Genomic DNA, 17121 nt, shown 5'->3' on the forward strand with positions numbered 1-17121 from the left:
CGCTCCTTTTTCATTGCTGCATGATAACCAACGGGGGCTTAGCGCACCTCAATGACGTCCAGCACATCCATCTCGTCGATGTTGAGCAGGGGGGCGGTGGGCAGCTCGGGGGGATCGAATGCCTTGTCGCCACCGTCTATGATGCCGGAGTCGCGGTTGATGCTCTTGAAGTCAAACAGCTTGTGATCGAGCAGGTGGCTCGGGATCACGTCCTGAATGGCGGTGAACATGGTCTCGATGCGACCGGGGAAGCGGCGATCCCAATCCTGCATCATTTGTTTGATGGCCTTGCGCTGCAGGTTCTCCTGGGAGCCGCACAGGTTGCACGGGATGATGGGGAAGGCCTTGACCTCGGCGTAGCGCACCAGGTCTTTCTCCTTGCAGTAGGCCAGCGGGCGGATCACCACATTCTTGCCATCGTCGCTCACCAGCTTGGGAGGCATGGATTTGAGCTTGCCGCCGTAGAACATGTTGAGGAATAGGGTCTCCAGGATGTCATCGCGGTGATGGCCGAGGGCAATCTTGGTGCAACCCAGCTCCTGGGCAGTGCGGTACAGAATACCACGGCGCAGACGGGAGCAGAGGGCACAGGTGGTCTTGCCTTCCGGTACCTTGTCCTTGACGATGGAGTAGGTGTCTTCCTCGACGATCTTGAAGTCGATGCCAAGGGCCGCCAGGTATTCTGGCAGCACGTGCTCGGGGAAACCGGGTTGTTTCTGATCCAGGTTGACGGCCACCAGATCGAAATGGATGGGGGCGCTGGCCTTGAGGCTCATCAGGATATCGAGCATGGCGAAGCTGTCTTTGCCGCCAGACAGGCACACCATGATCTTGTCACCCTCTTCAATCATGTTGAAGTCGGCGATGGCCTGACCCACGTTGCGCCGCAGGCGTTTCTGCAGCTTGTTGAAACTGTATTTCTCTTTGGCGTTAAGCTCTTCGTGCATGGCCTCAAACCCGGGACAAAAATAAGCGGCTTATTATAGCCATGTCCCGGGGGAGGGCAAGAAACGCTTATGCCGGATGGCGCCTGTCATCCACCGAGCAGCTGTAATCGTCCGGTTTGAGGATCAGGATGTCGCAGTTGAGCCGATCGACCACGTGTTCGGCCGTGTTGCCAAGCAGGGCGGCGGAGAGGCCGGTGCGGCCAACACAGCCCATGATCATCAGGGTGGACTTGAGATCGTCTGCCATGTCCGGCAGCACCTCTTCCGGCAGCCCCTCGGCCACTCGGGTCCACATGTGACCGATACCGAACTGATCGGCGTGCTCGCGCAGCATATCCTCGTGGTGTTTACGAATGGCGTCGTTATAGGCGTTGGGGTCGAACTCGGGCAGCTCGATGGCCACGTTGACCGGAGTGCCCGGGTAGGTGTTGACCAGATAGAGGTTGGCACCGAGCAGGTCGGCGATGGCCGCCCCCTCCAGTGTGATGCGCTCGTTGAGCACCTTCTGCTCCAGATCGTCGCTGGAGCAGTTGATGGCGGCGATGATGTTGCCACCCCGCTGCCAGTGACCCTCTTTCACCAGCAGCACGGGGCAGGGGCATTTGCGCAGCAGGTGCCAATCGGTCGGGGTGAAGATGAAGGTTTGCAGGAAGGAGTGCTTGTGGGTCGCCTTGACCACCAGATCGTGGCGCTGAGTCAGCACCTCCTGGATCACGCATTCGAACGGGCGATTGTGCCACAGCACCTTGATCTCGCACTCAAGCCCTCTGGCGCGATAGGGCTGCAAGATCTCGTCGAGCCATTCCCGACGCTGGGAGATGACGCCATGGCGCATCTCTTCGCGCTCGTCCACCGACAGCATGGCGGTCATCTCGTATGAGAAGTCGTAAATCGTCAGGAGCAGGGTCAGCTGGGCGCCCTCGTCCAGCTCGGCGACCTTGACCGCGCGTTCGAGCGCTATCTGGCGCTCCTCTTCCGGGTTGATCACCACAAGAATGTTTCGGTACTTGACCATGTTCTCCTCCTTGGCAAAAACGCCAATGATGGCAACTCTTTAGCCTTTACAGCTTAGTCCAAGGGGAGGAGCGGGAAGGTGTGCCGGATCAAATTTCGGGACGAACAGATCCGGCTGGAAACAGAAAAGCTAGGAGAGGATCAACCGCAAGGAGGGCGGGTTGCACCGGCCATGACGCCGAGGGCCACGTGATCCAGGACAGTGATGTACTTGCCCTTGACGCTGATGAGGCCGGACTTCTGGAAGCGGCCGAGCAGACGGCTGATGGTCTCGACGGTGAGGCCGAGGTAGTTGCCGATGTCGCCGCGGGTCATGGAGAGGCGGAACTCCTTGGCGGAGAAACCACGCTCGGAGAAACGTACCGACAGGTTGTGCAGGAAGGCGGCGAGACGTTCTTCGGCATTCTTCTTGGAGAGCAGCAGGATCATCTCCTGATCACCCATGATCTCGTTGCTCATCAGACGCATGATCTGCTGGCGCAGCTTCGGCATCTTGCCGGAGAGATCGTCGAGCACGTCGAACGGGATCTCGCACACCATGGCGGTTTCCAGCGCCTGGGCGAAGGAGGGGTGAGCCTGCTTGTGGATGGCGTCGAAGCCAACCAGGTCACCTGCGAGGTGGAAGGCGGTGATCTGCTCGTCCCCCTGCTCTGTGATGGTGTAAGACTTGATGGTCCCGGAGCGGATGGCGTAGAGGGATTTCAGCTCATCGCCGGCCTTGAACAGCTCTTCACCCTTCTGGATCGGCTTTTTACGCTCGATGATGCTGTCGAGCTGATCGAGTTCGTTGTCGTTCAGCGTGAAGGGAATGCAGAGCTGGCTGATGCTGCAATCCTGGCAATGAATTGCACAGCCACCGCTCTGAATACGTCTGCCAGGTTTCTTGTCCGGGATCATAGGCTCAAACGAATAATTGATTTATATCAAACAAGTTTACCACCAACTCATCCGTTTTGGATAGCGTTTCAAAAGGAGACCAGTCCGATCCAGAGGGTATGCAGGCCATAAAGGATGAGCAGCAGGGCGCCGCCGAGGCGCAGGCTGCGCAGGGTCAGCCAGTAACGCAAGCGGTCGGCCAGGCCCCCCAGGGCAAACAGGGTCGGCAGGGTGCCGAGGCCGAAAAAGAGCATGACCAGCGCCCCGCCAACCGCCGATCCCGCCGCCGCGCTCCAGGTCAGCATGGAGTAGACCAGGCCGCAGGGGAGCCAGCCCCACACCATGCCAAAGGGGAGGGCCTGCAGGGGCGAATGAAAGGGGAGAAATCTGCCAGCTAGTGGCTTGATATAGGGCCAAAATGTCGCCCCTATACGCTCCAGTAGCAGAACACCCTGCCACCAGCCCGCCAGATAGAGGCCAAGGGCTATCATCAGCAATGCCGCCACCAGCCTCAGGCCGGCGATGGCGTGCTTGCCGGCCCCGAGCTCACCTGCGCTGGCCAGCAAGCCGCCCACCAGGGCGCCTGCGATGACGTAGCTCAGGATCCGGCCAAGGTTGTAGTTGAGCAGATAACCTAGCCGTCCCCAGAAGTGCTGGCTTTTGGGGGGAATGGCCATGGAGAGGGCCGCCGAGACCCCGCCGCACATGCCGATGCAGTGGCCTGAGCCCGCCAGCCCCACCAGCAGGGCACCCATCAGATCAAGGCTGGTCATGGCACTCTTTATCCTTCTCCTCAGCCTTGGCAGCCGGTTGCTCCTCATCGAACAGGATGTTGGAGCCCTGACGGTCGAGATCCTCGAACTGCTCGGAGCGAATGGCCCAGAAGAAGACGGCGCCGGCGATGATGACGAACAAAATGGCGATGGGAATGAGGACGAAGATGATGTTCATGGTCTCTACCTGAGTGTGCCGCTCACGACAAGGCCCCATGGTAACCCTGTTTGGGCCCGGAGCCAGCCGCCATCGGCGAGAAATGTGGCCTGCCGCGCAGGCAGGCCATGAGCCTGGTGTGGGTCAGCGGTTGAGCCGCATGGAGTTGGTCACGACTATGAGGGAGCTCAGGGACATGCCCGCCGCCGCCAGATAGGGGGGCAGCCAGCCGCTCGCCGCCAGCGGCAGCACCAGCAGGTTGTAGCCGATGGACCAGGCGAAGTTCTCCTTGATGATCTTGCGGGTGCGCAGCGCCAGGGTGCGGGCCGCCAGCAGGCGGGAGAGATCGTCCGCCAGCAAGATGGCATCAGCGCTGTTTTTCGCCAGATCCGTGCCCCCCGCCATGGCAAAAGAGGCGTGGGCACCAGCCAGCACGGGGGCGTCGTTGATGCCATCCCCCACCATGATGCTGATGTCTCCGGCCGCTTCCCGTCCCTTGAGGTAGGCGAGCTTGCCATCCGGGGTCATGCCCTTCACCAGCTCGTCCACCCCGAGTTCACGGGCCACGGCATCCGCCTCGGCCGAGCCATCGCCGGTCAAGATGGTGGTCTTGAGGCCGGCGGCCTGGAAGGCTTGAATGAGTGCCTTGGCGTCCGCCCGCAGGGTGTCGGCCAGGGTGAAGCGAGCCAGCAGCCGGGTCTCATCGGCCAGATAGATGATGAGGCCGCTCTCCTGCTTGTCCGGGTTTTGGTCGTCATTCAAGCCCAGCCAGCGGGCACTGCCAATCCGGTATTGGGTACCGGCAATCATGCCCTGGATGCCGTGGCCGATGACGGGGGCCACCTCGCTCGCCGCCAGCAGGATGTCGGTGGGGGCGGCGCGCTTGAAGGCGCGGGCAATGGGGTGCTCTGAATAGGCCTCCAGGGTGCGGGCGATGGCGAGGCATTCGGATTCGCCGAGACTGGCCAAGGGTTGGGTGCTGAGCAGGCTGATGTTGCCCGTGGTCAGGGTGCCTGTCTTGTCCATCACCACCCGGTTGGCGCGGGTCAGCACGTCCAACACATGGCCGCGGCGCAGCAAGATGCCGCTGCGGGTAAGGTGGGCGGTGGCCGAGGTGAGTGCCGTGGGGGTGGCGAGCGAGAGGGCGCAGGGGCAGGTCGCTACCAGCACCGACAGGGTGACCCAGAAGGCGCGCTCGGGGGCGTGGAAGTGCCAGAAGGTCCAGACCAGCGCCGCGATCACCAGCAGCACCAGGATGAAGTGGCGAGAGAGCACGTCCGCCAGCTGGGCGATGGCGGGCTTGTCGTCCAGCGCGTGGTCTTGCAGTCGCATGATCTGGGCCAGACGCGACTCCTCTATGGGGTGGCTGACCCGGATCTCCAGCGGCGCATCGGTGTTGATGGTGCCCGCATACACAGGATCCCCGGCCTGCTTGAGCAGGGGCAGCTGCTCGCCGGTCAGCATGGCTTCATCCAGGCTGGCGGCCCCCGTCACTATGATGCCGTCGGCGGGCAGGGTTGCACCGGCCAGTACCCGTACCCGATCGCCGACTCGCAGCGTCTTGGCGGCCACCTCGTGTTCCCCTTCCTCGTCGATACGGGTCGCCATGATGGGCACCAGTCGCGCCAGGTTGGAGCTAGATTCCGATGCCTTGCGCCTGGCCCTGAGCTCGAGCAATCGCCCCAGCAGCAAGAAGAAGACGAACATGGTGATGGAGTCGTAATAGACCTCGCCTGTGTTGAATACCGTGGCCCAGATGGAGGCGACGAAGGCGCCGATGAGTGCCAGGGAGACAGACACATCCATGGAGAGGTGGCCCTGTTTCAGGGCACGCCAGGCCCCCACGTAAAATGGCTGGGCGGAGTAGATCATGATGGGGGTCGAGAGCAGCAGGCTTATCCACTTGAAGTAGATCATGAACTCCTCCTCGACGCTGATGAAGAGATCCATGTAGAGCGCCACGGCGCACATCATCACCTGCATGGAGCCCAGCCCCGCCAGCGCCATGCGGAACATGTAGCTGCGCACCTCGCGGGCGTAGAGCGCCTCCTGGCTGTGGGTCTGGAACGGATAGGCGCGATAACCAATCTTGGCGAAGCCCTTGAGGATGTCGCTCAAGGAGAGGGCGGCCGGATCCCACTTGATACGGGCGCGGTGGGTGGTGGTGTTGACGTTCACATAGTGCAGGCCGGGGAGTTTGGTGAGGTGACGCTCGATGAGCCAGGCGCAGGCTGCGCAGGTGAGACCTTCTACACTGAGCTGGATTTCGCGAAGCTTTTGACTGCCTGATTTGGTTTCTACCACGAAGTCCTGCTGCACTTCCGCCAGATCGTAGTGAGTGAGGGCGGCGAGTTCGCTCGGGACCAGTTCTCCCTTGATGCCGGGGGCGGTACGGTGTTCGTAATAGCTGGCGAGGCCGCATTCGAGAATGGTTTGTGCCACGGCCTGGCAGCCAGGGCAGCACATGGGCTGGCGGATGCCTTTGATCTCGAGGGCATAATCACTGCCAGCGGGTACCGGTTCACCGCAGTGAAAACAGCCGGTCATGATGTGATCCCTCCTTGGGGTGGTCCGTTAAGCGGGCAAGGGCGCAGGGGCATGATTGAAACCGGGCGGCGCAAGGCGCGCCACCGGTCTCTGTGGCTCAGCGTCCCTTGGGATCGAGCTCGATGGGGGCCTTGGTCGGCAGTTGAACTGTCTCTTGCAGGCGCCATTCATGGTTGAAGGCATCGACCCGGATGTGCCACTTGCCGGTGAGGGGCTTGTCCAGCATCAGGCGATAGACGCCCTTGCCATCGGCGGTCATCAGATGTTCGCTGTCATGGCCCGCCAGGGTCGGGTGGAACAGGGAGAGGCGCAGGGCCTGGCCACGGGGGAAATCACCGGACAGGGGGTTCAAGGTCAGCTCATTGCCGTTAACCTCGAGGGCGATGCGGATGCCTAAGGCTTCCGCGCGATCGAACTTGCTGAGATCCTGATTAATCTCTTTGCCCTGCTTGTAATAGTCTTCGGCCACCAGGTTGACACCGTCCTTGCTGGCGATGATGGCGGTGGCGATGCTCGCGACCACGGCGGCGCAGGGAAGGGCGATGATGAACCAGGGCCAGAATTGGCGATACCAGGGTTGAGTCATAGTGCTACCGAAACCTATGATTAACAAAATGGAGGCTTTTCAGCCAACACAAGATAACAAAAAGCCTCGAAGAGTCGAGGCTTTTTGCTGCGTAATCACGTGCTTATCACATGTTACTGCTTATTTTGCTCGCCGTTGTGGGACAAGCTGTAGACATAGGATGCCAGCAGCTGAACCTTGTCTTCACCCAGGATGTCTTTCCAGGCCGGCATGACACCGTGACGACCGTGGGTGATGGTCTGCTCCACCACCTGACGGGAGCCGCCGTACAACCAGGTGTTGTTGGTGAGGTCAGGCGCGCCGAAGGCGATGCCGCCCTTGGCATCCGGACCGTGGCAGGCGGCGCAGATGGCAAAGCGAGCCTCACCCTTCTTGGCTTCCACCAGATCCACCTTGCGACCGGACAGGCTCAGTACATAAGAGGCCACTTCCTTCACCCCGTCCTGGCCCAGGATCTCGCCCCAGGCGGCCATGACCCCCTGACGACCGCCCATGATGGTGGTCTTGATCTGGTCAGGCGCGCCGCCCCATTGCCATTCACTGTCGGTCAGGTTCGGGAAGCCGCGACCGCCGCGGGCATCGGAGCCGTGGCACTGGGAGCAGTTTTGCAGGAACAGGCGCTGACCCACCTTGCGGGCTTCCGGATCGGCCGCTATCTCCTCGATGGGGCGGTAGCTCTTGCCGTCGGCCTGATAGGCCAGCTCGCGGAACTTGGCGCCGTAGACCTCATCGGCCTTGGCGAGCTCGCGATCATACTCGACCGCGCGCCCTTCAGCCTTGGCGGAGGCTACCGCGGCCTTGGACTCTTCCAGGGAGCGAATGTCCTGGTTGGAGCTCTGCCAGCCGAGCAGACCCTTCCAGTTGCCCAGCCCCGGGAAGGCCAGCAGATAGACCAGACCGGTCACGATGAAGAAGAGGAACATGTAGGACCACCACTTCGGCAACGGGTTGTTGATCTCCTCGATGCCGTCGAAGGTGTGCCCCATGGGCTGCCCTTCTTCGGTGCCCATCTTGTCGCGCAGGCACCAGACCAGCAGCAAGAAGCAGCCGAGTATGGTCCCAAGGCTTATGACGGTCACAAAAATGCTAAACAAAGTGCTCATTATTGCTTCGCTCCTGCGTTCTTGTTATCAGCACTGGGTTGCTCGTCATCGGCAAAAACCAGGTTGGCAGCCTCGTCGAAGGAGGCCTTGCGGCGCTTGCTGTAAGCCCAGACGATGATGGCGATCATGATGATCATCAGCAGCAAGGTATACAGGCCGCGAAATGTGCCGTAATCCATATCCCGACTCCTTATTTCAGGGCATGACCCAGTGATTGCAGATAGGCGACCAGGGCATCGAGCTCAGTCTTGCCCTTCACCGCTTCGCTTGCACCCTGGATGTCGGCGTCGGTGTAAGGCACGCCGAAGTGATCCCGGAACAGGGCCAGCTTCTTGCCGGTCAGTTCACCGGTCAGCACGTTGGTCTCGAGCCAGGGGAAGGAGGGCATGTTGGACTCAGGCACCACATCGCGCGGGTTGATCAGGTGAGCGCGGTGCCAGTCATCGGAATAACGGCCGCCGACGCGGGCCAAGTCCGGACCGGTACGCTTGGAGCCCCACAGGAAGGGGTGCTCCCACACGCTTTCGCCGGCGACCGAGTAGTGGCCGTAGCGCTCTGTCTCGGCGCGGAACGGACGGATCATCTGGCTGTGGCAGACGGTGCAGCCTTCGCGGATGAAGATATCGCGCCCTTCCATCTGCAGTGCCGTGTAGGGCTTGAGGCCCTCCACCGGCTCTGTGGTCTGCTTTTGGAAGAACAAGGGGGTGATTTCGACCAGGCCCCCCAGGCTGATGGCAAAGATGATGCCGACCACCAGCATGGGGACGCTCTTTTCAAAGATCTCGTGACGGTTTTTGTTGCTCATGCTTGGACCTCTTCAATCATGCTGGCTGTGCGACGGGTTCCAGGGAACCCTTGGGCGCAGTGATGGTGCGATAGGCGTTGTAGGCCATCAGCAACATGCCGGTGACGAAGAAGCAGCCACCCAGGAAGCGCACGAAGTAGAAGGGATAAGAGGCCTGCAGCGCTTCCACGAAGCTGTAGGTCAGGGTGCCGTCGTCGTTGACCGCACGCCACATCAGCCCCTGCATCACACCGGAAATCCACATGGAGACGATGTAGAGCACAGTGCCCACGGTCGCCAGCCAGAAGTGAACGTTGATGAGGCGGATGCTGTACATGCGGCCCTGATCGAACAGGTTCGGGATCAGGTGATACACGGCGCCGATGGATACCATGGCAACCCAGCCCAGGGCACCGGAGTGGACGTGACCGATTGTCCAGTCGGTGTAGTGGGAGAGGGCGTTGACGGTTTTGATCGCCATCATGGGGCCTTCGAAGGTGGACATGCCGTAGAACGACAGGGACACGATCAGGAAGCGCAGAATGGGGTCATAACGCAGTTTGTGCCAGGCGCCGGACAGGGTCATGATGCCGTTGATCATGCCGCCCCAGGAGGGGACGAACAGGATGAGGGACATCACCATGCCGAGGGACTGTGCCCAGTCAGGCAGGGCGGTATAGTGCAGGTGGTGCGGACCGGCCCAGATATAGAGGGAGATCAGCGCCCAGAAGTGGACGATGGAGAGGCGGTAGGAGTAAACCGGGCGCCCCGCCTGCTTGGGTACGAAGTAGTACATCATGCCCAGGAAGCCGGCGGTCAGCAGGAAGCCCACCGCGTTGTGGCCATACCACCACTGCACCATGGCATCCATGGCACCGGAATACATGGAGTAGGACTTCATGCCGGAGACCGGTATCTCCATGTTGTTGACGATGTGCAGCACGGCCACCGTGATGATGAAGGCACCGAAGAACCAGTTCGCCACATAGATGTGGGAGGTGGTGCGCTTGGCCAGAGTGCCGAAGAAGACCACGGCATAGGCGACCCAGACCACGGTAATGGCGATGTCGATGGGCCACTCCAGCTCGGCATACTCCTTGGAACTGGTGTACCCCATCGGCAGCGAGATGGCGGCGGAGAGGATAATCGCCTGCCAGCCCCAGAACACGAAGGAGGCCAGCTTGCCGCCAAACAGTCTCGTCTGACAGGTGCGCTGTACCACGTAGAAGGAGGTTGCCATCAGGGCGCTGCAACCGAAGGCGAAGATGACCGCGTTGGTGTGCAGGGGACGTAGGCGGCTGTAGGTCAGCCAGGGGGTATCGAAGTTCAGGGCAGGCCAGATCAACTGGGCTGCAATCAGTACACCAACCGACATACCGACAATTCCCCAGACGATCGTCATGACGGTGAACTGGCGCACAACGGTGTAGTTGTACTCAGGGTGGTTCGTTGTATGGCTCATCGTTGTATTCCGCTTCCGATGCTGTTGTTTGTTTTTTGTCCGGTGTTCTGGACCATTTTCACCCCGAATTTGCAAAATCCTTCCGTTAACATCTGTTAATAAAAGGAAAAGCAAAATGTGGTTAAATGAAAATTCATTGGGAATGATACTGAACTGACCGGTAAAATAACAGTACAAACAGTGATATATTTGGCTCCGACGGGTCTCGCGCTTGTCAGTTTTTACCTTGCGCAAGATCACGAAAATGGCATTTTTTAAGTACCTTACAAGGCTGTTTTTTCATGAAAGAGAGACTCACTTCACGCAAAATCGGGCACTTGACCATTGTCATGGCCATTTTGCTCTCCCTGGTAGCCTATCGAACCTGGTTTTCGGCCTCGCCGACGATGAAAGCGGAAGGGAAAAATGATCAGATTTGTGATCTGTCCCACAGCTCGTGTGGTCTTTTGATCGATGACAAGCCGCTCACGGTCGCCGTCGACGGGTCGCCGGTGAAGGCCGAACATGACTTTGTTTTGCGTCTTCAGGGTGGGGAACCGACCATCACGCCGGTGAACGCTTGGCTGGAAGGAAAAGAGATGTTCATGGGCCGGATCCCGGTGCAGTTTGATGCCATCGACGGTGGCTGGCAGGGCAGGGCACAGGTCGGATCTTGCACCTCGACCACCATGACCTGGCTGCTCAACCTCGAGTGGAGCAATGGCCAGCGCCAGCAGTTGGCGCTCTCCGTCGTCCGTTAAATCTGCGTATTATTTGGCGCCAGGCGGGGGGAGTAAGTGAAATTTGATTTGAATTTTTCAGACAGGACGGTACCTTGCAGTGATTATCAAGGAGTGAAGTTCATTTAATCATGATTGAAAAACAAGCATTTTATCGCACCTTCAACCAGCAGGCCCAGGCGCTGCTGGAGGGGGAACCGGATATGATCGCCACCCTGGCGAACCTCTCCGCCTTGCTCAATCAGGAATTGGCCGACATCAACTGGGTCGGCTTTTACCTGCTGCAGGGAGATACCCTGGTGCTCGGCCCCTTCCAGGGCAAGCCGGCCTGTGTACGCATTCCCGTCGGCCGGGGTGTCTGTGGCACCGCGGTGGCAGAGGGCAAGACCCAGCTGGTGGATGACGTGCATCAGTTCGTGGGTCACATCGCCTGTGACGGTGCCAGCAACTCCGAAATCGTGATCCCGGTGCGCCGCGCTGGCGAGATCATCGGGGTGCTGGATATCGATAGTCCGATTTTTAACCGTTTCGACGCCGAGGACCGGCTTGGCCTGGAAGAAACGGTGCAAATTTTGGAAAGCATGCTCTAAGTCATTGCTAGATGGTTCGCAAAAGGCCCCAAGCTCTCTATAATAGGGCCTTTGTTGTGTTCGGGCATGCCCGTGCGTCTATATGAAAGCCAAGGTTATACATGGAAAACACTGAAAAGCTGAAGAACAGTAAAGAGATCGTTGCCTACCTGGTCGAGAAATTCCCGGCCTGCTTCATCGCTGAAGGAGAGGCCAAGCCACTCAAGATTGGCATCTTCCAGGATCTGGCCGCGCGTCTTGCTGACGACGAGAGAGTCTCCAAGACCATGCTGCGCTCTGCTCTGCGTCAATACACCTCCAGCTGGCGTTACCTGCATGGCCTCAAGGCCGGCCAGGCCCGTGTCGATCTGGACGGGAACCCGGGCGAAGTGCTGACCGAAGAGCACATCGAACATGCCAAGCAGGCGCTCAAAGAGAGCAAAGAACGTGTCTTTGCCAGCCGCCGCACCAATACCAAGGAAAAAGAAGACAAGCCAAAGCAGCCGCGCCGTCCCGCGCCGCGCAAGGCCGATGCTGCTCGTTCCGACAAGCCGAAAGCCGCCCCCAAGGCCGCTCCCGTTACCGAAGCTCCGCTGGTGAAAGTAGATGCCGCTACGCTGAAAGTGGACCAGGGTGTGCGCGTGGTGTTGGGCAAGAACCCTGTCCCCGCGACCATCAAGGAAGTGACCAAGGACGACGTACAGGTTCAATTGCAGACCGGCATGATGTTGCGGGTCAAGTTCGAGCATCTGGTTCTCTAAGGAGACAAATGTTGAAGCATGGCGTAATTCGTTTTTCCCTCGTTGCCTGTAGCCTGGCGCTTGCCGGGCTTGCACAGGCCATCGAGCCGGTGCTCAAGGAAAGTGATTTGCCTGTGTTGGCTCAAGAGAGCCAACATGCTACGGCCAGCAAGCGAATTGCCAATCTGTTTACCCGCTCCCACTACAAACAGTTCAAGCTGGACGACGCCTTTTCCTCCGTGATCTTTGACAAGTATCTGGAGAATCTGGACTACAGCCGCAACCTGTTTTTGGCCTCTGATATCAGTCGCTTTGAAAAATACCGCACCGGGTTTGACACCGACCTCGAGAGAGGACGGCTGGCGCCCGCGTACGAGATGTTCAACCTGAGTCAGCAGCGGCGTTACGAGCGGTTCGAATACGCCCTCAAACTGCTCGACACTCCCTTCGATTTCACCCAGAAAGATAACTATATCTTCGATCGGGAAGGGGCTCCCTGGCCCAAAGATGAAGCCGAGCTCAACGAGCTGTGGCGCCAGCGGGTCAAGTTTGATGCCCTGAGCCTCAAGCTCAGCGGCAAGGAGTGGCCCGAGATCAAGGAGCTGCTTGGCAAGCGTTACAACAACGCCATCAAGCGGATGTCCCAGACCGAGAGCGAGGACGTGTTCCAGCTCTTCATGAACTCCTTCGCCCGTGCCATCGAGCCGCACACCAGCTACCTGTCGCCGCGCAGCGCCGATCGCTTCAACACCGAGATGAATCTCTCGCTGGAAGGGATCGGGGCCGTGCTGCAGGCAGAAGATGACTTCACCGTCATCCGCTCCCTGGTGCCCGGTGGCCCGGCCGCCAAGTCCAATCACCTCAAGCCCGATGACAAGATCACCGGGGTAGGGCAGGACGATGGCAAGATTGTCGATGTAATAGGTTGGCGTCTGGATGACGTGGTCGAACTCATCAAGGGTCCCAAAGGCAGCAAGGTGAAGCTGGAGATCCAGCGCGGCAAGGGCGCCAGCGCCAAGACCGAACTCATCGAGCTGACCCGCGACAAGGTGCGCCTGGAAGACAGGGCCGCCAAGTCCAAGGTGATCAATGCGGAAGGCAAGAAGATAGGGGTTCTCGAGATCCCGAGCTTCTATGTCAACCTGCATGACGACGTCATCAAGGAGCTCTCCAGCCTCAACAAGCAGAAGATAGATGGTCTCATCGTCGATCTGCGTGGTAACGGCGGTGGCGCCCTGACCGAAGCCTCGGCCCTGAGCGGCCTCTTCTTCGCCAGCGGTCCCGTGGTGCAAATTCGTGATCACATGGGTCGTATCACGGTCAACGGCGACGACGATGGCAACGTCTACTACGGTGGCCCCATGTCGGTGATGATCGACCGTTACAGCGCCTCGGCCTCCGAGATCTTCGCCGCCGCCATGCAAGACTATGGCCGCGCCTTGATCCTGGGCGAGAACTCGTTTGGCAAGGGCACTGTGCAGCAGCATCGCAGCCTCGCCAAGGTCTATGACTTCTACGAGCAGCCGCTCGGTCACGTGCAGTACACCATCGCCAAGTTCTACCGGATCAACGGTGGCAGTACCCAGAACAAGGGCGTGGCACCGGACATCAGCTTCCCCACCGCCGTCTCTGCGGACGAGACCGGGGAGAGCCGCGAGTTCAACGCCTTGCCCTGGGACAAGATAGCGTCTGCCGGTTACACCAAACTCGGGGATTTCAGCAGCCTGCTGCCCAAGCTGAAGGCCGATCACGAGGCGCGGATCAACAAGGATCCGGAATTTGCCTACGTGATGCAGGACATCAAGGAGTATCAGGCGGACAAGGACAAGAAGTCTGTGTCCCTGAACGAAGCCGAACGGCTGGCCGAGCAGGCCAAGCAGGACGAGAAGGCGCTGGTGCGAGCCAACGAGCGACTGACCCGTCTTGGCAAGCCGACGGTGGCGAGTCTGGACAAGCTGCCGACCGATTTCGAGGCACCTGACGAGTACCAGGTTGAAGCCGCGAACATCACGGCAGAGCTGGCCACCCTCAGCAAGAAGAGCTGATAGGGCTTCTCGAGATAGGTAATGACAAGGGCGACTTAGGTCGCCCTTTCTTTATGCTGGCGTCTCTGCCCGCCGTGCAAACCATTTGACCCTGCGAAACCGTTGTGCCAGCCTCTGACACGTCAATAACAACGCGTGGAAGCAGACAATAATGACCGAACTCTCCCAGGCCATGACGGCCAAGTATCGCCAGGATTACAAGGCGCCCCTCTACTGGATCGACAGCATCGATCTCGATTTCCAGCTGCAAGAGCCCCTGACCCGGGTCACCGCCATCTCCCGCCTGCGTCGTAATGGCGAGCACAAGGAGCCCCTGGTGCTGGACGGCGAAGGGCTGACCCTCGTCAGCGTCAGCCTGGACGGTGTGCCCTTTACCCAGTTCGAGCAGGGAGAGAGCAGCCTGACCCTGTTCAACCTGCCGGCCGAGTGTGTGCTGACCATAGTCACGGATCTGGATCCCGCCGCCAACACGGCGCTGGAGGGGCTCTACAAGTCCGGCGATGCCTACTGCACCCAGTGCGAGGCGGAAGGGTTCCGGCGCATCACCTATTACCTCGACAGGCCCGACATTCTGGCGCGCTACAGCACCCGCATCAGCGCCGACAAGGCCAAGTATCCCTTCCTGCTCTCCAACGGCAACAAGGTGGCGAGCGGCGATCTGGATGGCGGCCGCCACTTCGTGCAGTGGCAGGATCCCTTCCCCAAGCCCAGCTACCTGTTCGCCCTGGTGGCCGGCGACTTCGATGTGGAGCGCAACCACTACGTCACCCAGAGTGGCCGCAAGGTGGCCCTCGAGATCTTCGTGGACAAGGGCAACCTGGACCGCGCCGGTTTCGCCATGGAGAGCCTCATCAACTCCATGCGTTGGGACGAGCAGCGCTTCGGCCTCGAGTATGACCTCGACATCTACATGATCGTCGCGGTGGACTTCTTCAACATGGGCGCCATGGAGAACAAGGGGCTGAACATCTTCAACTCCAAGTTCGTGCTGGCGAACCCCGCCACCGCCACCGACACCGATTACCACGGCATCGAGCGAGTGATCGGCCACGAATACTTCCACAACTGGACCGGCAACCGGGTTACCTGTCGCGACTGGTTCCAGCTCAGCCTGAAAGAGGGGCTGACCGTGTTCCGGGATCAGGAGTTTTCCTCCGATCTGGGCTCACGCGGGGTCAACCGCATCAACAACGTGCGCACCGTGCGCGGCCCCCAGTTCGCCGAGGACGCCGGTCCCATGGCCCACCCCATCCGCCCGGATGTGGTGATCGAGATGAACAACTTCTACACCCTGACCGTCTACGAGAAGGGCTCCGAAGTCATACGCATGCTGCATACCCTGCTGGGTGAGGCCAACTTCCAGGCCGGCATGAAGCTCTACTTCGAGCGCCACGACGGCTCCGCCGCCACCTGCGATGACTTCGTGCAGGCGATGGAGGATGCCTCAGGCGTCGATCTCGGTCGCTTCCGCCGCTGGTACAGCCAGTCCGGCACTCCTGAGCTCACCGTCACCGACGAGTACGATGCCGCCACCGGCACCTATCGTCTGCACGTGCGCCAGCACACGCCGCCGACCCAGGATCAGCCGCAAAAACTGCCGCTGCACATCCCCCTCGACATCGAGCTCTATGACGAGGACGGCGCTGTCATCCCGCTGCAGTACCAGGGCGAGCAGATTGGCCAGGTGCTGAACGTGCTGGAAGACGAGCAGACCTTCGTGTTTGACCAGGTTGCCGTCAAGCCAGTGCCCTCCTTGCTGCGGGACTTCAGTGCCCCGGTCAAGCTGCACTATGACTACAGCGACGAGGCGCTGGCCTTCCTGATGCGCCATGCCCACAACGAGTTCGCCCGTTGGGACGCGGCCCAGATGTTGGTCAACAAGGCGGTGATCGCCGGCGTGGCCCGTGTGCAGCAAGGGCAGCCCGTCGCCGTTTCCGACTCCCTGTTAGCCGCCTTCGTCGCCATCTTCGACGAGGCAGCGCTGGACCCGGCCCTCAAGGCCGAGATCCTGACCCTGCCGGGGGAGGCGACCCTGACCGAGCTGTTCGATACCGCCGATATCGACGCCATCCATCAGGTGCGTGGCGCCATTCACGGTCAATTGGCCCAGGCCTTCGGGGAACGCCTCGCGGCGAGCTACCAGAGCCTGCGCCTGACCGGTTACAAGGTGGTCCACGAGGATGTGGCCAAGCGCGCCCTCAAAGCCGTGGTGCTCGGTTATCTGGCGGCGTTGGACCCGGTCCAGGCCGATGCCCTGGTGCGGGAGCAATATGCCCAGGCCGACAACATGACTGATACCCTGGCCGCGCTGCAGGTGGCCAACGCCCATCTGCTGCCATGCCGCGCCGCGCTGCTCGCCGACTTCGAGGGCAAGTGGGCCCACGACGGCCTGGTGCTGGACAACTGGCTGCGACTGGTGGGGGCCAAACCCGCCGCCGATGTGCTGGTCGAGGTGAAGCAGGCCATGGCGCATCCCACCTTCAGCATCCGCAACCCGAACCGGCTGCGGGCCCTGGTGGGCAGCTTTGCCATGAACAACCAGGCGCAGTTCCACGCCCCCGATGGCAGCGGTTATCGCTTCCTGACCGATCTCTTGATCCAGCTCAACGAGGTCAACCCCCAGGTGGCGTCCCGCCTCATCACCCCGCTCATCCAGTTCAAGCGACTCGATGAGGGGCGCAAATCCCTCATTCGTGCCGAGCTGACTCGTCTTGCCAAGCTGGACGGGCTGGCACGGGATCTGTTCGAGAAGGTGAGCAAGGCGCTGGCGCAGTAAACGGCGGCTGAATATGAATGACG

The 17121-nt window shown here is 60.3% G+C and carries 16 protein-coding genes; 5 read left to right on the forward strand and 11 right to left on the reverse strand.

Annotated features, from left to right (window positions below; all coding sequences use genetic code 11):
- Window positions 1-38: 38 nt before the first annotated feature.
- The 11 genes from ttcA to ccoN form a co-directional block, all read right to left on the reverse strand.
- Window positions 39-947 (reverse strand): tRNA 2-thiocytidine(32) synthetase TtcA, encoded by a 909-nt coding sequence (gene ttcA / locus CUC44_RS01645; RefSeq protein ID WP_100858271.1) that lies wholly within the window; start codon window positions 945-947, stop codon window positions 39-41.
- A 67-nt stretch (window positions 948-1014) separates the two neighbouring features.
- Window positions 1015-1962 carry a universal stress protein UspE gene (gene uspE, locus CUC44_RS01650; protein ID WP_100858272.1) on the reverse strand — a complete coding sequence of 316 codons (948 nt, stop codon included), beginning with the start codon at window positions 1960-1962 and terminating at the stop codon, window positions 1015-1017.
- A 140-nt stretch (window positions 1963-2102) separates the two neighbouring features.
- Complete coding sequence (locus tag CUC44_RS01655; protein ID WP_042076225.1) at window positions 2103-2858, reverse strand: FNR family transcription factor; 756 nt, start codon at window positions 2856-2858, stop codon at window positions 2103-2105.
- 68 nt (window positions 2859-2926) lie between these two features.
- On the reverse strand, window positions 2927-3610 hold the full coding sequence (locus CUC44_RS01660; protein WP_100858273.1) for a sulfite exporter TauE/SafE family protein: 684 nt from the start codon (window positions 3608-3610) through the stop codon (window positions 2927-2929).
- Entirely contained in the window at window positions 3597-3788 is a 192-nt protein-coding gene (ccoS, locus tag CUC44_RS01665; protein WP_100858274.1) for a cbb3-type cytochrome oxidase assembly protein CcoS, read from the reverse strand. The genes CUC44_RS01660 and ccoS overlap by 14 nt, the downstream gene beginning before the upstream one ends.
- Window positions 3789-3911: 123 nt before the next feature.
- The gene (locus tag CUC44_RS01670) at window positions 3912-6314 is read right to left on the reverse strand and encodes a heavy metal translocating P-type ATPase (protein ID WP_100858275.1); all 2403 of its coding nucleotides are present in this window, start codon (window positions 6312-6314) and stop codon (window positions 3912-3914) included.
- Between the two features lie 97 nt (window positions 6315-6411).
- A complete protein-coding gene (locus tag CUC44_RS01675) occupies window positions 6412-6900 on the reverse strand; it encodes a FixH family protein (protein WP_100858276.1) in 489 nt (162 codons plus the stop codon).
- Between the two features lie 113 nt (window positions 6901-7013).
- A complete protein-coding gene (ccoP, locus tag CUC44_RS01680; RefSeq protein WP_100858277.1) occupies window positions 7014-8003 on the reverse strand; it encodes a cytochrome-c oxidase, cbb3-type subunit III in 990 nt (329 codons plus the stop codon).
- On the reverse strand, window positions 8003-8182 hold the full coding sequence (locus CUC44_RS01685) for a cbb3-type cytochrome oxidase subunit 3 (protein WP_033131822.1): 180 nt from the start codon (window positions 8180-8182) through the stop codon (window positions 8003-8005). The genes ccoP and CUC44_RS01685 overlap by 1 nt, the downstream gene beginning before the upstream one ends.
- Window positions 8183-8193: 11 nt before the next feature.
- Window positions 8194-8808 (reverse strand): cytochrome-c oxidase, cbb3-type subunit II, encoded by a 615-nt coding sequence (gene ccoO / locus CUC44_RS01690; protein WP_100858278.1) that lies wholly within the window; start codon window positions 8806-8808, stop codon window positions 8194-8196.
- Between the two features lie 16 nt (window positions 8809-8824).
- Window positions 8825-10249 carry a cytochrome-c oxidase, cbb3-type subunit I gene (gene ccoN, locus CUC44_RS01695; protein ID WP_100858279.1) on the reverse strand — a complete coding sequence of 475 codons (1425 nt, stop codon included), beginning with the start codon at window positions 10247-10249 and terminating at the stop codon, window positions 8825-8827.
- 281 nt (window positions 10250-10530) lie between these two features.
- Between ccoN and CUC44_RS01700 the strand changes: the two genes are divergently transcribed.
- From CUC44_RS01700 to pepN, 5 genes are all read left to right on the forward strand, one after another.
- Complete coding sequence (locus tag CUC44_RS01700) at window positions 10531-10989, forward strand: hypothetical protein (RefSeq protein WP_100858280.1); 459 nt, start codon at window positions 10531-10533, stop codon at window positions 10987-10989.
- 110 nt (window positions 10990-11099) lie between these two features.
- On the forward strand, window positions 11100-11558 hold the full coding sequence (locus CUC44_RS01705) for a GAF domain-containing protein (protein ID WP_100858281.1): 459 nt from the start codon (window positions 11100-11102) through the stop codon (window positions 11556-11558).
- Window positions 11559-11659: 101 nt separating this feature from the next.
- Window positions 11660-12298 (forward strand): RNA chaperone ProQ, encoded by a 639-nt coding sequence (gene proQ, locus CUC44_RS01710; RefSeq protein ID WP_100858282.1) that lies wholly within the window; start codon window positions 11660-11662, stop codon window positions 12296-12298.
- 8 nt (window positions 12299-12306) lie between these two features.
- Window positions 12307-14322 (forward strand): carboxy terminal-processing peptidase, encoded by a 2016-nt coding sequence (gene prc / locus CUC44_RS01715; RefSeq protein WP_100858283.1) that lies wholly within the window; start codon window positions 12307-12309, stop codon window positions 14320-14322.
- A 151-nt stretch (window positions 14323-14473) separates the two neighbouring features.
- Window positions 14474-17098: an aminopeptidase N gene (pepN, locus tag CUC44_RS01720; RefSeq protein ID WP_100858284.1), complete on the forward strand. Its 2625-nt coding sequence runs from the start codon at window positions 14474-14476 to the stop codon at window positions 17096-17098.
- Window positions 17099-17121 lie beyond the last annotated feature (23 nt).

It is taken from the genome of Aeromonas lusitana, from assembly GCF_002812985.1.
GTDB lineage: Bacteria > Pseudomonadota > Gammaproteobacteria > Enterobacterales > Aeromonadaceae > Aeromonas > Aeromonas lusitana.

What these genes read in the sequence shown, in the direction of transcription:
- ttcA (WP_100858271.1), bottom strand. Translation starts at nt 947, where the DNA reads ATGCACGAAGAGCTTAACGCCAAAGAGAAATACAGTTTCAACAAGCTG.
- uspE (WP_100858272.1), bottom strand. Translation starts at nt 1,962, where the DNA reads ATGGTCAAGTACCGAAACATTCTTGTGGTGATCAACCCGGAAGAGGAG.
- CUC44_RS01655 (WP_042076225.1), bottom strand. Translation starts at nt 2,858, where the DNA reads ATGATCCCGGACAAGAAACCTGGCAGACGTATTCAGAGCGGTGGCTGT.
- CUC44_RS01660 (WP_100858273.1), bottom strand. Translation starts at nt 3,610, where the DNA reads ATGACCAGCCTTGATCTGATGGGTGCCCTGCTGGTGGGGCTGGCGGGC.
- ccoS (WP_100858274.1), bottom strand. Translation starts at nt 3,788, where the DNA reads ATGAACATCATCTTCGTCCTCATTCCCATCGCCATTTTGTTCGTCATC.
- CUC44_RS01670 (WP_100858275.1), bottom strand. Translation starts at nt 6,314, where the DNA reads ATGACCGGCTGTTTTCACTGCGGTGAACCGGTACCCGCTGGCAGTGAT.
- CUC44_RS01675 (WP_100858276.1), bottom strand. Translation starts at nt 6,900, where the DNA reads ATGACTCAACCCTGGTATCGCCAATTCTGGCCCTGGTTCATCATCGCC.
- ccoP (WP_100858277.1), bottom strand. Translation starts at nt 8,003, where the DNA reads ATGAGCACTTTGTTTAGCATTTTTGTGACCGTCATAAGCCTTGGGACC.
- CUC44_RS01685 (WP_033131822.1), bottom strand. Translation starts at nt 8,182, where the DNA reads ATGGATTACGGCACATTTCGCGGCCTGTATACCTTGCTGCTGATGATC.
- ccoO (WP_100858278.1), bottom strand. Translation starts at nt 8,808, where the DNA reads ATGAGCAACAAAAACCGTCACGAGATCTTTGAAAAGAGCGTCCCCATG.
- ccoN (WP_100858279.1), bottom strand. Translation starts at nt 10,249, where the DNA reads ATGAGCCATACAACGAACCACCCTGAGTACAACTACACCGTTGTGCGC.
- CUC44_RS01700 (WP_100858280.1), top strand. Translation starts at nt 10,531, where the DNA reads ATGAAAGAGAGACTCACTTCACGCAAAATCGGGCACTTGACCATTGTC.
- CUC44_RS01705 (WP_100858281.1), top strand. Translation starts at nt 11,100, where the DNA reads ATGATTGAAAAACAAGCATTTTATCGCACCTTCAACCAGCAGGCCCAG.
- proQ (WP_100858282.1), top strand. Translation starts at nt 11,660, where the DNA reads ATGGAAAACACTGAAAAGCTGAAGAACAGTAAAGAGATCGTTGCCTAC.
- prc (WP_100858283.1), top strand. Translation starts at nt 12,307, where the DNA reads ATGTTGAAGCATGGCGTAATTCGTTTTTCCCTCGTTGCCTGTAGCCTG.
- pepN (WP_100858284.1), top strand. Translation starts at nt 14,474, where the DNA reads ATGACCGAACTCTCCCAGGCCATGACGGCCAAGTATCGCCAGGATTAC.